This is a genomic window from Archangium sp. (assembly GCF_036277355.1).
GTDB lineage: Bacteria > Myxococcota > Myxococcia > Myxococcales > Myxococcaceae > Archangium.
In genome coordinates, this window is sequence record NZ_DASUNC010000202.1 from 20,337 (window position 1) to 32,967 (window position 12,631).

General features: G+C 70.2%; 12 protein-coding genes. 6 read left to right on the top strand and 6 right to left on the bottom strand.

What is annotated here, in order from left to right; all coding sequences use genetic code 11:
- Positions 1 to 89 precede the first annotated feature (89 nt).
- Positions 90 to 1,481, top strand: coding sequence for a serine/threonine-protein kinase (locus VFZ09_RS49790; RefSeq protein ID WP_414640817.1), 1,392 nt, complete (start codon positions 90 to 92; stop codon positions 1,479 to 1,481).
- Positions 1,482 to 1,814: 333 nt separating this feature from the next.
- Complete coding sequence (locus VFZ09_RS49795) at positions 1,815 to 2,717, top strand: hypothetical protein (protein WP_329734918.1); 903 nt, start codon at positions 1,815 to 1,817, stop codon at positions 2,715 to 2,717.
- Positions 2,718 to 2,720: 3 nt separating this feature from the next.
- Here the strand turns inward: VFZ09_RS49795 and VFZ09_RS49800 are convergent, their stop codons facing one another.
- Positions 2,721 to 3,491 carry a DUF2071 domain-containing protein gene (locus tag VFZ09_RS49800; protein WP_329734919.1) on the bottom strand — a complete coding sequence of 257 codons (771 nt, stop codon included), beginning with the start codon at positions 3,489 to 3,491 and terminating at the stop codon, positions 2,721 to 2,723.
- A 157-nt stretch (positions 3,492 to 3,648) separates the two neighbouring features.
- On the opposite strand from VFZ09_RS49800, the gene VFZ09_RS49805 reads away from it, so the two are divergent.
- Positions 3,649 to 4,839, top strand: a complete 1,191-nt coding sequence (locus VFZ09_RS49805; protein ID WP_329734920.1) for a hydroxymethylglutaryl-CoA synthase — start codon at positions 3,649 to 3,651, stop codon at positions 4,837 to 4,839.
- Between the two features lie 21 nt (positions 4,840 to 4,860).
- Here the strand turns inward: VFZ09_RS49805 and VFZ09_RS49810 are convergent, their stop codons facing one another.
- Positions 4,861 to 6,201 (bottom strand): M24 family metallopeptidase, encoded by a 1,341-nt coding sequence (locus tag VFZ09_RS49810; protein WP_329734956.1) that lies wholly within the window; start codon positions 6,199 to 6,201, stop codon positions 4,861 to 4,863.
- A 133-nt stretch (positions 6,202 to 6,334) separates the two neighbouring features.
- Between VFZ09_RS49810 and VFZ09_RS49815 the strand changes: the two genes are divergently transcribed.
- The 3 genes from VFZ09_RS49815 (at position 6,335) to VFZ09_RS49825 (ending at position 8,842) form a co-directional block, all read left to right on the top strand.
- Positions 6,335 to 7,024, top strand: coding sequence for an HPP family protein (locus VFZ09_RS49815; protein ID WP_329734921.1), 690 nt, complete (start codon positions 6,335 to 6,337; stop codon positions 7,022 to 7,024).
- Positions 7,025 to 7,162: 138 nt separating this feature from the next.
- Entirely contained in the window at positions 7,163 to 8,506 is a 1,344-nt protein-coding gene (locus VFZ09_RS49820) for an MFS transporter (protein WP_329734922.1), read from the top strand.
- A 108-nt stretch (positions 8,507 to 8,614) separates the two neighbouring features.
- A complete protein-coding gene (locus VFZ09_RS49825) occupies positions 8,615 to 8,842 on the top strand; it encodes a hypothetical protein (protein ID WP_329734923.1) in 228 nt (75 codons plus the stop codon).
- On the opposite strand, the gene VFZ09_RS49830 is transcribed toward VFZ09_RS49825, so the two are convergent.
- The 4 genes from VFZ09_RS49830 to VFZ09_RS49845 are packed head-to-tail and all read right to left on the bottom strand — an operon-like array spanning position 8,831 to position 12,391.
- On the bottom strand, positions 8,831 to 9,439 hold the full coding sequence (locus VFZ09_RS49830) for an MBL fold metallo-hydrolase (protein WP_329734924.1): 609 nt from the start codon (positions 9,437 to 9,439) through the stop codon (positions 8,831 to 8,833). The genes VFZ09_RS49825 and VFZ09_RS49830 overlap by 12 nt on opposite strands.
- A 21-nt stretch (positions 9,440 to 9,460) precedes the next feature.
- Complete coding sequence (locus VFZ09_RS49835; protein ID WP_329734925.1) at positions 9,461 to 10,813, bottom strand: coproporphyrinogen-III oxidase family protein; 1,353 nt, start codon at positions 10,811 to 10,813, stop codon at positions 9,461 to 9,463.
- A complete protein-coding gene (locus tag VFZ09_RS49840; RefSeq protein ID WP_329734926.1) occupies positions 10,810 to 11,949 on the bottom strand; it encodes a DegT/DnrJ/EryC1/StrS family aminotransferase in 1,140 nt (379 codons plus the stop codon). The genes VFZ09_RS49835 and VFZ09_RS49840 overlap by 4 nt, the downstream gene beginning before the upstream one ends.
- A 13-nt stretch (positions 11,950 to 11,962) precedes the next feature.
- The gene (locus VFZ09_RS49845) at positions 11,963 to 12,391 is read right to left on the bottom strand and encodes a hypothetical protein (RefSeq protein ID WP_329734927.1); all 429 of its coding nucleotides are present in this window, start codon (positions 12,389 to 12,391) and stop codon (positions 11,963 to 11,965) included.
- Positions 12,392 to 12,631 lie beyond the last annotated feature (240 nt).

Consider the following 12,631-nt stretch of genomic DNA (forward strand, 5'->3'; position numbering starts at 1 on the left):
GTTGCACGAGGGCAACCCAAGTGCCCTGCGCTCGACAGAGGGGGACCCCCCTCCTGAGTCCCTCGTGCGGGGGTGGTAAACTTGAAGCAATGGCGGACACGGACAGCACTTTTCACATCCTCCCCCGCACCGAGCGGACGCCGCCCCGAGAGCATCCCGCCCGCGTGCAGCTCGCTCCGGGTGCCCTCGCCGGTGAGTACATGCTCAAGGCGGTGCTCGCCTCGGGCGGCCATGGCGCGGTGTACGAAGCTGAACATCGGATTCTGGGCCGGCGCGCCGCGGTGAAGGTGTTGCATCCGCACCTGACGGATCAGGGCGAGATGCTGCAGCGCTTCGTGCGCGAGGCGCGCGTCGTCAATCAGATACGCCACCCGCACATCGTGGACGTGTACGACTTCGGCATGCTGCAGGACGGCAGCCCGTACTACGTGATGGAGCTGCTGCCGGGGCGCACGCTCAGCCAGTTGTTGCAGGAGCGCGGGCGGCTGTCGCCGGAGCGGGCGCTGGCGTACCTGGAGCCGGTGTGCGCGGCGCTGGAGGCGGCGCACCAGGCGGGCGTGGTGCACCGCGACCTCAAGGCGAGCAACGTGGCGGTGGTGTCCGAGGGCGAGCCGCCGGTGGTGAAGCTGTTGGACTTCGGCATCGCCAAGTTCATCCACCCGGAGCCGGGGCAGGAGGGGCTGACGGTGGCGGGCCAGCGGCTGGGCACCTCGCAGGCCATGGCGCCCGAGCAGTTCCGCAGCGGCCACATCGGGCCCGGCACGGACATCTACGCGCTGGGCGTGCTGCTGTACCAGATGTTGACGGGCCACTACCCCTTCCAATCCGAGGACCGGTTGGAGGTGGAGCGGATGCACCTGGAGGCGCCGGCCCCGAGGCCGAGCACGGAAGTGCCCGTGGCGCCCGCGGTGGACGCGGTGGTGCTGCGCTGCCTGGAGAAGGAGGCGGAGCGGCGCTACCCGGACGTGGCCTCCTTCCGCGCCGCGCTGCGCGAGGCGGTGGACCCGGCGAGCCCCGGCAAGATGACGGCGCAGGGCCGCAGCGTGCGCGCCTTCGCCCTGCACGCCGAGGTGGTGCTCGAGGACGGTGCCGAGGACGACGCCGCGTATGCCGCCGTCTCCGAGGTGCTCGACGGGCTGGAGCAGGAGCTGCGCGCGGCGGGCTTCGTGCTCGCCGTGCAGACGGGCATGGCGCTGCTGGGCGTGTGCCCGCTCGACGAGCCCCCGCACGCGGATGCGCGCGAGCTGCTGGAGAAGGCGCGCGAGCTGCACCAGCGCGCGCAGAAGCTCGCGGCCGGCACGCGCGTGAGCGTCCACGCCTGCGTCCACGTGGGCCAGGTGGATGCACGGCGCGGCCCCGAGGGCCTCGACATCACCGGTGGACCCCTGGCGGACATCGCCGGCTGGGTGGTGCGCGACGCGAGCGGTTTCGGCGTCACCCCCTCGGCCGCGCGCGCCTGCTCCCTGCCGCTGGCCGGCTGACTCAGGCCGCAACTCCCCTTCCCCTCTCAATCCCAGACGACGTGAGGCCTCGCGCGCCTCGCGTCGTCCTCGCACGTCTCCCCGACGGGACGTGAAATGCCTTTCACTGCCCGACGCCGCACGTGGGTCGGTTGCCCGGAACCGACGTTTCGGGTGTCTCAATTTTGACCGATTAGACTGTTTTCGCGGGGGTATCCTTTATTTCATCGCTCCCGGTAATCACACTGATGACGTGGAGTTCAGCTTGTCGGGCTGGAATTCCGAAGGACTCCACGAGGGGGAGTGACAGGCAGAGCGACATCTCCCGCGTCATCCGTTCCCAGGGGGTGGACCATGCTGTTGAAGACCTTCGAGTCTCGGCGCAGCGGTTGGGAGTTTCTGGCACTGGTGCTGTCCTGCGCGGTGGGCTGCGGACCAGCGGAGGGGTGGCCAGAAGAAACGGGCGGGCAGGAGGAGTGGGGGTGCACGGCCCAGGAAGTCATCGTGGGCAACGGGCTGAGCCTCAATGGCTTGAGCCTCAACGGGCTGAGCCTCAATGGCTTGTCGACGAGCAGCTTCGACAGCTGGTTCCAGGGCGACCCGACGGTGCGCAACGAGGTGATGAAGTACGTGGTGACGTGCGCGGTGCCCGCGGGCCAGACGCGCACGTACACGGGAGGGGGCACCACCTATACGTGGAACGGCCTGCTGGGACTCGCCCCGAGCTGGGCCAGCGGCTCGGCGGCCACCACGGCGGAGCTGCAGGTGGTGTCGGCGTGCATGGCGGCGCACGCCAACAAGTTCGGCATCCACGTCACCATCTCGCTGCTGGGGCTGGACGGGGCCGGCAACACCATCACCTATACGACGCAGGAGCTGGCGGACTACAGCACCCAGGAGGCGTGCTTCTTCGGCAACCTCTTCGACGGGAGCACGGGCGTCTTCGGCGGCAACGATGGCCTGACGCTGACGAGCAGCCAGAGCAGCCCGCGCGTGTGTGGCATGGCCGGCTCGCCCAATGCCTCGCAGTGCACGCCCATGACGTACGTGGGCAGCTGCTCCACCTACTGCACCCGCGACGCGACCAACACCTTCTACACCTCGTGCAGCTACAACGGTGTCACCTACCGGCCCGTCACCACGCGCATGAAGCCCTCGGACTTCTACAGCTGCGGCGACGGCACGTGCCAGGCCACGGAGAGCTGCGGCACCGGCACCACCGCGAAGAGCTGCGCCGCCGACTGCGGCGCCTGCTGAACGTCACCGCCCTGAGAGGGATTGGACGCGCCGGAGGCGGAACACGTCCACGTCGACGCCCTCCGAGAAGAGCGCCATCGGCGGCTCGGCGGGGCGGGAAATGCCGGCGGCGGCCAGCAGTGACTCGTCCAGGCCCTCCACGTCGGCACCGCGCACCTGGTAGGGCGGGTGGTGCACCTGGCCGCGGAAGAGCGAGCCCCGGGCGGTGGAGTAGAGGAAGTAACGCTCGACGAGGAAGTGCTGGAGCGTGCCCGGAGTCGACGGCGCGGCCGGCCCCCGGGGCGTGCAGCGCACGGCGCAGGTGGCGGGCGTGGGCCCGGGCCACAGGCGCTCGGAGCGGTAGGCGATGGGCTCCCCTTCCCCGCCCCGGGTGAGCTCCATGCGCGCGTACTGGTAGGGCAGCTTGAACCACGCCCGCGCGAGCCGCACCGCGATGGCGTTGGCCGCCTCCAGGCTGAAGAACCAGACACCCGGGTCCTTCCCCTGGAAGTGCACGTACGTGCGCACGTTGGTCTCGTGGAAATCCGACAGGAAGCCCACCGCGGGCAGGCCCCGGGGACGCACCCCGCGCATGGTGAAGGGCACCAGTCCCACCCACGCCTTGCCATCGAAGGTGTCCAGCGTCAGGCCCGGCGGCAGCAGCGGCGCCATCACCTCCGGCGGCAGCGCCCAGTGCAGGAAGAGCAGGTGGCGCCAGCGCTGGTACATGACGGGCCGCTCCTCCGGCCGGCGCGTGGGACTGAGGCGATCGATCTCGGGCACGGACCCCTTCATACCCCCGGTGCCTTCCTGGATGGGGCCCCACATGCGCCCACCTTGTCCCCGGGACCAAGGAGCCGGCGGGGGGTGGAAACGCACCCGGCCGATGGGTCAGACTGTTCCCCCCCCCCACTTTCAGTGTCCCCCCACTGAAGAATTGAAGGAGTGCTGGATGCAGGCAGGACTGGAGAGCCTTGGTATCGCGGTACCGCCCACGTACGTGGAGTTGGCGGAGCTGGCCAAGGCGCGCGGAGTGGCGCCGGGCAAGTACGTGGACGGGCTGGGCGTGACGCGGATGGCCGTGCCGCAGGTGGAAGAGGACACGGTGACGCTGGCGGCGCGCGCGGCGCGCATGGCGATGGAGGCGGCCGGGTGCACCGCGGACGACGTGGGCATGCTGGTGGTGGGCACCGAGACGGCGGTGGACCACTCCAAGCCGGTGTCCTCGTACGTGCAGGGCCTGCTGGGACTGTCCACGCGCTGCCGCGTCTTCGAGACGAAGCACGCCTGCTACGGCGGCACCGCGGCGCTGCTGCTGGCCATGGACTGGGTGCGCTCGGGCAGCGCCAAGGGGAAGAAGGCGCTCATCATCTGCTCGGACATCGCGCGCTATGGCGTGGGCACGCCGGGTGAGCCCACGCAGGGCGCGGGCGCGGTGGCCCTGCTCGTGTCCGACAAGCCGAAGCTGCTGGCCTTCGAGGCCGGGAAGACGGGCGCGTACGCCAAGGACGTGATGGACTTCTGGCGTCCGCTCTACTCGAAGGACGCGGTGGTGGACGGGCACTACTCGGTGCAGTGCTACCTGGACGCGCTGGAGGGGGCGTACAGGGCCTACCAGGAGGCGGCCGGGGACGCGGGGGGCGAGGGCATGTACAGCGATCGCTTCGCGGCGCTCGTGTACCACGTGCCGTACGGGAAGATGTCGCGCAAGGCGCACCGGCACGTGCGCGCGCTGGACGGGGACAAGGAGCCGGACGCGAGCTTCGACCGGCTGGTGGGCCCGAGCCTCGTGCTGCCCTCGCAGGTGGGCAACATCTACACGGGCTCCATGTACCTGGCGCTGGCGAGCCTGCTGTCGTGCTCGCGCGAGGACCTCACGGGCAAGCGGGTGGGCCTGTTCTCGTACGGCAGTGGCTCGTGCGCGGAGTTCTTCAGCGCGGTGGTGCAGCCCGAGGCCCAGGCGCGGGTGAAGGCGCTGGGCCTGGAGACGCTGCTGGAGAAGCGGCGCGCGCTGAGCATCCCCGAGTACGAGGCCATCATGGCCGCGCGCGAGAAGCTGGACGACAAGCCCGCCGAGGAGACGCCCGGCGAGGGCTTCCGCTACCAGGGCACGCGCGACCACAAGCGCATCTACGCGCGCTGAGGCGGTGCGAGCGGGAGGCGGCTACGGAATGAGGTAGTACGCCTCCTGCCGGGGGACGAAGAAGCGCCAGCCCTCGGGGGTGAGGTACGCGGGGTCCTCCTGCATCGCGAACACCTCCTGGCCGTCCCACTCGGGCACCGGGCCGCGCGTGTTGAGCTCGATGGAGATGTACGAGCCCTCGCGCAGCTTCTTCGGCTCGTCCTTGCGGCTGGCCGAGCGGAAGTCGATGGAGGCGCCCAGCGCGTGCCCCTGGTTGCCCAGCGGGTGTGAGTACACCTGGGCCACGATTCCCTTCTCCTTCATCGCGGCCATCACCGCCTCGTACACCTCGCCGGACGAGCGCCCCGGACGCGACTCCCTCACCATCGCGTCCTGCAGCGTGTTCGTGTTGGCCAGCACCCGCTTCAGGCCCTCGGGCGCGTCCTGCTCGCCCTCGCGCAGCACGTAGGCCATCTTCTGCCAGTCGCTGTGCAGGCCCAGGTAGCTGACGCCGAAGTCCACGTGCAGCAGGTCTCCCCGCTGGATGACCACGTCCTCCCTCGCCACCGCGAGGAAGCCCCGCGACGAGCCACCGTCCTGCCCCTTGCGCTGCACCCGCAGGTCCGGCTGGAACCAGGTGCCCACGCCGTGCCGCCCCAATTCGTCATACAGCCAGCGGCGCACGTCCCCCACCGTCGTGACGCCGGGCTTCACCACCTCCGGCGAGAAGGCCCGCTTCACCATCCGCTCCGTGAGCGCCACCAGCGTGCGGTAGTGCTCCAGCTCCTCGGGGATGCGCGTGTCCAGGTACTCCTCGATGAGCGGCGCCGCGCTGACGAAGCGTGCCTCCGCCTCGGGCCCCAGCGCCTCGACGAGGTACGTGTACGCATCCCGCGTCAGGCTGTGCGTCACCGCGCGCCTGCCGCCGATTCCCAGCGCGATGGTGGCCGGCTTGTACTGCTTCTCGAGCTCCCCCAGCACCTGCTTGTAGACCCGCGTCTGCTCCGGCACATCGAAGAAACGGGTGAGGTTCTCCTCCTCGTAGGCCGGGAGCGCGTACTTCTTCAGCCCCTGCTCGCCCGCGTCGATGAAGACGAAGACGTCGCGCAGCCCCGCGTAGGGCCGCGGCGGCGCCACGTACTGGGTGAGCGGATCATCGTGGAACTCCTCGTTCACGATGATCCACATGCCCACGCCGTGCTGACGCATCATCGGCAGGAGCAGCGCGTGGCGCTTCTTCAGCCAGGCCTCGCGCACCTCGAGCTGTTGGGACCAGGACAGCAGCCGGGGAGCCTCCGCGCCGGTGGGAGCGGGGCGGGCCGTGGCACACGCCAGGTTCAGGGCAAGCAGACAGGTGACGACTGCACGACGGTCCAACGACATCATCGAGCGACTCCAGAACGAGGGGCGCCCAGGTTACTCCCGCGAGCCGGTGGCGCGCGGCTTGCTCCACTCCCTCCCTGGCCCATCTGGAGGCGCAAGTCTTGCGCCTGGAATGGCCGGGGGGAGGCTGCCCATGAAGGAACTGCGCGAAACGGAAGGAAACTGCTTGTCCATCCACCGGGTGTCGACCGGGTTCGGCGAGAACGAGGAGGAGATCCGCTGGACGGTGAAGTGTCCGGACTCCCACCACGTGGTGGAGCTGGACACGTGCGAAGGCTGCCCACACCTGGAGCACATCCAGCGGGGAGTGGCCGGGCCCGAGCGCCTCCAGTGCCATCCCCAGGTGAGGCCGTCCGCCCCCCCACCGAGCGAAGCCTACGATCCACTGCTGCCCCCGCTGCTCGAGCACACCCGCGTGCACGAGCTGATGACGCAGGACGTCTACTGCGTCGACGAGGAGGTGATCGCCGAGGAGCTGGCGGAGCTGTTCGCCACGCGCAAGGTGAGCGGCGTGCCGGTGCTGGACGAGGACGAGCGCCTGGTGGGAGTGGTGAGCCGGGCGGACCTGCTGCGGACCTCGGAGGAAGAGGAGGACACGCCGAGGCTGCACCCCGAGCGCGCCGGAGCCACGGCCTCCGAGTTGATGAACGCCTCGCCCGTGGTGGTGCATGAGGGAACGACGGTGCCCCAGGCGGCGGCGGTGATGGCGTCCGCGAAAGTCCACCGTGTGCTGGTGGTGTCCGCCGAAGGCAAGGTGGTGGGAGTGCTCAGCGCGATGGACGTGGTCCGCTGGGTGGCGCGCAAGGCGTGTTACGCGGTGTGAGCCCCCCGCACCGTCGAACGCCTCGTGGGAGCCGGGTGGGCTGGCCCGTGCTGCACCGTGCTTGTAGAGTGCGCCCGCGCCAGCGCTCCAGGTGAGCCACCGGTAGCGCTCGTGGCATGCGAGCGGCGAGGCAACAGCGTGTCTGAGCGGACTCCGAAACTGAGCGGCATGGCGGGCTTCACGACGGTGTGGCTGGGCCAGGTGGTGTCGGTGCTCGCCACGCAGATGACTGCGTTTGGCGTGACCCTGTGGGTGTACGAGCGGACGGGGAGCGCCACGGCGCTGGGGCTGACGCAGTCCTGCTACATGGCGCCGCTGCTGCTGTTGTCTCCGCTGGCCGGGGTGCTGGTGGACCGCTACGACCGCAAGTGGCTGATGGTGGCGAGCGACCTGGGGGCGGGGTTGGGCACGGTGACGATGCTGGTGCTGCAGTCCCTGGGATGGCTGGAGACGTGGCACCTGTACGTGGTGAACGCGGTGATGGGGGCCTTCCAGAGCCTGCAGTGGCCCGCCTGGTCCGCGGCGGTGAGCACGATGGTGCCGAAGGAGCAGCACGGGCGGGCCAACGGGATGATGTCGCTGGTGGAGGCGGGGCCGGGCGTGCTGGCGCCGCTGCTGGCGGGGGCGCTGATGCCGCTGATCCACCTGCGGGGACTGCTGGTGCTGGACGTGCTCACCTTCCTGGTGGCGGTGGGCACGATACTGAGGGTGCACGTGCCCGCACCGCGGGCCAGCGCCGAGGGACGGCGGGCACGGGGGAGCATGCTGGAGGAGTCGCTCTACGGCTTCCGCTACATCGTGGCGCGGCCGGGCCTGCTGGGGCTGCAGCTGGTGGTGTTCGCGGGCAACATGGTGGTGGGAATGGGCTTCACGGTGCTGGCGCCGCTGCTGCTGTTGCGCACGGGGCACGATGGGCTCGTCTTCGGCACGGTACAGTCCATGGGCGCGCTGGGCGGAGTGGTGGGTGGGGTGCTCATGAGCGCATGGGGAGGACCTCGGCGCCGGGTGCACGGGGTGCTGATGAGTTGGCTCATCGCGGGGCTGTTCGGCCAGGTGCTGCTGGGGATGGGACGGAGCCTTCCGGCATGGGGCACGGCGATGTTCGTGCTCGGGCTGGTGGCCGCGGTGAGCAGCACCTGCAACCAGACGCTCTGGCAGGCGCAGGTGGCGCCGGACATCCAAGGCCGGGTGTTCACGGCGAGGAGGCTGGTGGCGTGGCTGGCGGTGCCGCTCGCGCCCCTGCTGGCCGGCCCGTTGGCGGACCACGTCCTGGAGCCGGGCATGAAGGAGGGTGGAGGCCTGACGGGGCTGTTTGGCGGCTGGGTGGGCACGGGCCCGGGAGCGGGCATGGCGCTGCTCTGCGTGCTCTCCGGCCTGCTCATGGCGCTGGTGAGCCTGGGAGGCTACCTGTGGCCGGCGGTGCGGGAGGTGGAGGGACCTCGAGCCGAGCCGCAACCGGTCTCCCTCGAGGGGCAGGTCTGACCGCTGTCCCTGGCTCGATGCGTGCCACCGGGCCACGGCACGCCGTCCTGCTGGGAGGGCGGCCCGGGGCTCCTTGCGGGTGAGGTAGCGGGCGGTTACACCCATGGGGTGACCGACGTGAGAGACCCGCACGTACAGGACGCGCTGCGGCAGGCATGTGACGAGCTCGGGTTGCCCCTCACCTACCGTGGCTGCGTCCATCCGCTCCTGCGAGACCCCGAGGGCGAATGGCCCCAGTGCTGCGGCGGGGGCTGCTACCCGTGCTCGCAGACGCTCGTCGATGTCGCGGTGCGCACGCTGGAGTTGCTCGGCACTCCGCGCACCTCACCCTTGTAACGCTCGATCGAGCTCCTCCAGGGCCGCGCGCCCGCCGCGGAATACAGGCCAGCCATCCCCCACCAGCACCGTGTCGATGCGCGGCCATGCCGTGAGCAGCTCACGCACCGAGGCCCGGGCCCGGTCCCGGTCCTTCAGCTTCGCGTCCGGCAGGAGGTTGAGCCGGCCACCCATGTGGCCGCGAATCAGGTCTCCCGTCACCAGCGTGGTGTCCTCGAGGAGCAGAGCCAGCTCGCCGGGCGTCTTGGAGCCGTGCAGTTCCATCGCCATCAGCCCGGGGACGAGCTCATCCCCCGTGACGAGCCACCGGTCGCACTCGAGAGGAAAGGTGTCCGCCTCGGCGCGGGGACCGGCCACCTTCGCGCCGAAGGTGGAGACCAGCTCGCGGGTGTTGCGCACATGCTCCGAGTTGGTCACCACCACCCAGGCCACGCCACCGAGCGAGCGCAGGTGCGCGGCATCGTGCGTGGACTGAGGGAGCGGGTCGATGACCACGTTGCCCTCGGGGCGCACCCACAGGACGCTGTGGAAGTCGAGGTTGCGCGCCTCGTCAAACACGGACCAGCCGAAGAGATCTTTGCGGTGCAAGGCTTTCATGATGCCCGAGACTACGCGGGCTCAACCCGTGGTCCGCAACGCTTCCGGCAAGGGTGTGCGTTCGGACAACCACTCCACCGCTCCCGGCGCGTAGAAGAGCGCGCGGATCCACGGCAGCTCGCGGAACCGGCCCGGCTCCACCCCGTACACCCCGCCCTCCTCCCGCAGCCAGCCCACCGCCCGCGCGTGCTCCAACTGCGGCCCGTACAGCGTCTCCAGCTCCACGCCCGCGAAGGCCCGGAAGCGCGCCGGGTCGATGAGCCCGAAGTTCAACGAGAGCAGCACGTACTTCGCGCACCGTTCCGCGTCCGGCAGCGTGTACCCGTCCTCCTCCGGCAGCACCGCCCCGCCCTCCACCGCCCTCACGTACGCGTCCACCTCGTACGGCGCGAACCACCAGCGCGAGCCCACCAGGCTCGATGCGTAGTTGCCCGCGCCCACGTACGGCAGCCCGTCCAACAGCCGCCCCTCGAAGTACGGCGACGTCCCCGTCTCCCCCGCGTGCCGCGAGAAGTTCACCGAGCCATAGGGCGCGTGGAAGCCGTTCGCCGTCAGGTGCTCATACGCCAGGTCGTACAGCGTCCCGTAATCCCCCGGCGTGGGCCGCACCGCCGTCAGCTTCGGCATCGCGCGCCCCGCTCCCCGGTACAGGCAGTCGTACGTCGTCACCGAGTCCACCGGCAGCGCCGTCACCCGCTCGAGGTCCTGCCACCAGTGCTCCCGCGTCTGCCCCGGCAGCCCGAACACCAGGTCCACGTTCACCCGGCGGAAGCCCACCGCCGCCAGCGCCTCCACCGCCCGCTCGCCCAGGCTCCGCTGCGCACGCCGGTTCACCTGCGCCAGCGTCTCGTCATTCGTGCTCTGCAGCCCCATCGACACCCGATCCACCCCACCCGCCTTCAGCACCGCCAGCCGCTCCCCGTCCGTCGCCGCCACCCGCGGCGTCGTCTCGATGGACACCGGCCACGCCACCTCGCACCGCCGTCTCCACGGGCGCAACGCCTCCAGCACCCGCTCGAGCCACTCCGGCGCCAGCAGCGTCGGCGTCCCTCCGCCAATGTCGATGCCCGGCACCGTGCACCCCGACGGCAGCGCCGCGTCCAACCGCTCGAGCTGCGCGCACAGCGCGTCCACGTAGCGCGCGTGCACCGCCGCGCCCTTCCGCAGATCCACCGCGAAGTTGCAGTAGAAGCACTTCGCCTCGCAGAAGGGCACGTGCACGTACAGCAGCACCCGCTTCAGCGTCTCCAGCGTCACGCCCGCTCCAGCCGGTGACGTGAAGCGCTCACGGAAGTACTCCCGCGAGGGCGGGTACTGAATCGTGAAGTCCAGCGGCCGCGCCGAGGCCAGCGCCAGCGCCCGCCTCCAGCTCACCGCCGCGACTCCTCGGCGATGATGCGCGCCACCGCCGCCACGTCCTCCTCCGCCAGCGTCTGGTGGATGCCCACGAAGAGCGACGCCTCCGCCAGCGCCGTGCAGTTCGCCAGCCCGTCGTGCGGCAGGTCCTTCCACGCCGGCTGCCGGGTGATGGCTCCGCCCATCAACGTGCGCACCTCCACCCCGCGCCCCATCAGCCGCTCGGCCAGCCCCGCCGCGCTCCCCTGCTTCACCGAGAACGGGAACACGAAGGGCGAGCCGTTGTCCTCCGGCGCCGCGTACACCGTCAGGCCCCGCTCGTCCCGCAGCGCCTCGTACAGCGTGGCGTAGTGCGCGCGCCGCTTCGCCTCGTGCGCCTCCCATTTGCGCAGTTGGAAGCGCCCGAAGCATGCGTTCAGCTCGGACATCTCCAGGTTGTGCCCCATGCGCACGTAGTGGAAGTTGTGGTGGATGCCCGGCGGCGCCGTGCACGCACCCGGGTCATAGTGACAGGTGCACTCGCGGCCCCAGTGCGTCACCGACTCCACCACCCGCTGCCAGCTCGCGTCCGGGCACACCACCGCGCCCCCTCCGAACGAGGACAGGTGGTGCGGATGGTAGAAGCTCCACGTCGCCAACGTCCCGTACGCGTGCGCCGGCTTCCCGCCGATGCGCAGGTCCATCGTCTCGCACGCGTCCTGCAGCACCAGCAGGTCCCGCTCCCGCGCCAGCTCGAGCAGCGCCTCCAGCGCCGCCGGGAAGCCCAGGAAGTGCGTCACGCACACCACCCGCGTCTCCGGCCGCAACGCGCGCCGCACCGCCTCCGGGTCGATGCAGAAGCCGCCCGGCTCCGTGTCCACCACCGTCACCGCGAAGCCCGCGGTGCGCAGCGACGACACCGTCGTGGGAAAGGTGAAGCCCGCCGTCACCGCGTGCGCCCCGGGGCCCGTGCGCTCCGCCAACGCGAGCGCCGCCGCCAGGTTCGCCGAGCTGCCCGAGTTCACCAGCGCCAGGTGTCCCGCACCCAAACGCCCGCCCAGCTCCCCCGCGAAGGCCTTCAGGTTCGCCCTCGCGGGGCCCAGCTGCTCCGCCACGAAATGCTCGAAGCCCTCCGTCTCCACCGGGCCGGTGCAGGGATACCGATAGCGCGCCATCTCGCCTCCGCGCTCAGCGCGCCTGCTTCTGCGCCGGCTGCGGCAGATCCGGATCAATGCCCCGGGCGATCCAATCCACCGCCTTCGTCTCCCACTCCGGATCCTTCAGCGCGTCCAGGTAGCGCTCATAGGCGTACACGCCCGTGGCCTTCGCCAGCCGGAGGATTTGAATCAACGCCACCGTGCTGTCCAACACCACCACGGAGCGCTCCATGCCGTGGCCACGCAGCCACACCATCGACTCCTTGATGAGCTCCTGGGTGTCCGGCGGGTTGGCCTTCTGTGATCGCGAATCCACCAGCAACCCGAAGGGCTTCCCGTTCAGGGCTACCACCCGCGAGCGCAGATCCTCGAACCAGGCCCGCGCCTCCGCCGGAGTGATGTACCCGGGCGCGTGCACCCGGAAGCCGTAGTCCGTGACGACGTTTTGTGGGACAGGCATCACTTGCCTCGTGTTCCCGGTGGGAGGCGCCCCTCGCGCCCCGCTCTGCCGGAATGGGAACGCCCAGCTTAGCCCGAACTCTCTTCCACTCGGAAATTCAAGGGGTTGGACGCGGGGCGCGCGCCCCTATCACATCCAAAATCCAGCCGAATTGAAATCTTTTAACTTACTTGTTTTCCCGCTGAAGAATCTGGGGTAATTTGCGCAACCGACACACCGCGTCGCGCGCACGCGCTCCTC

Bases quoted from the DNA above. Each gene is read 5' to 3' on its own strand.
- VFZ09_RS49790 (WP_414640817.1), top strand. From the start codon at position 90: ATGGCGGACACGGACAGCACTTTTCACATCCTCCCCCGCACCGAGCGG.
- VFZ09_RS49795 (WP_329734918.1), top strand. From the start codon at position 1,815: ATGCTGTTGAAGACCTTCGAGTCTCGGCGCAGCGGTTGGGAGTTTCTG.
- VFZ09_RS49800 (WP_329734919.1), bottom strand. From the start codon at position 3,491: ATGAAGGGGTCCGTGCCCGAGATCGATCGCCTCAGTCCCACGCGCCGG.
- VFZ09_RS49805 (WP_329734920.1), top strand. From the start codon at position 3,649: ATGCAGGCAGGACTGGAGAGCCTTGGTATCGCGGTACCGCCCACGTAC.
- VFZ09_RS49810 (WP_329734956.1), bottom strand. From the start codon at position 6,201: ATGTCGTTGGACCGTCGTGCAGTCGTCACCTGTCTGCTTGCCCTGAAC.
- VFZ09_RS49815 (WP_329734921.1), top strand. From the start codon at position 6,335: ATGAAGGAACTGCGCGAAACGGAAGGAAACTGCTTGTCCATCCACCGG.
- VFZ09_RS49830 (WP_329734924.1), bottom strand. From the start codon at position 9,439: ATGAAAGCCTTGCACCGCAAAGATCTCTTCGGCTGGTCCGTGTTTGAC.
- VFZ09_RS49840 (WP_329734926.1), bottom strand. From the start codon at position 11,949: ATGGCGCGCTATCGGTATCCCTGCACCGGCCCGGTGGAGACGGAGGGC.
- VFZ09_RS49845 (WP_329734927.1), bottom strand. From the start codon at position 12,391: ATGCCTGTCCCACAAAACGTCGTCACGGACTACGGCTTCCGGGTGCAC.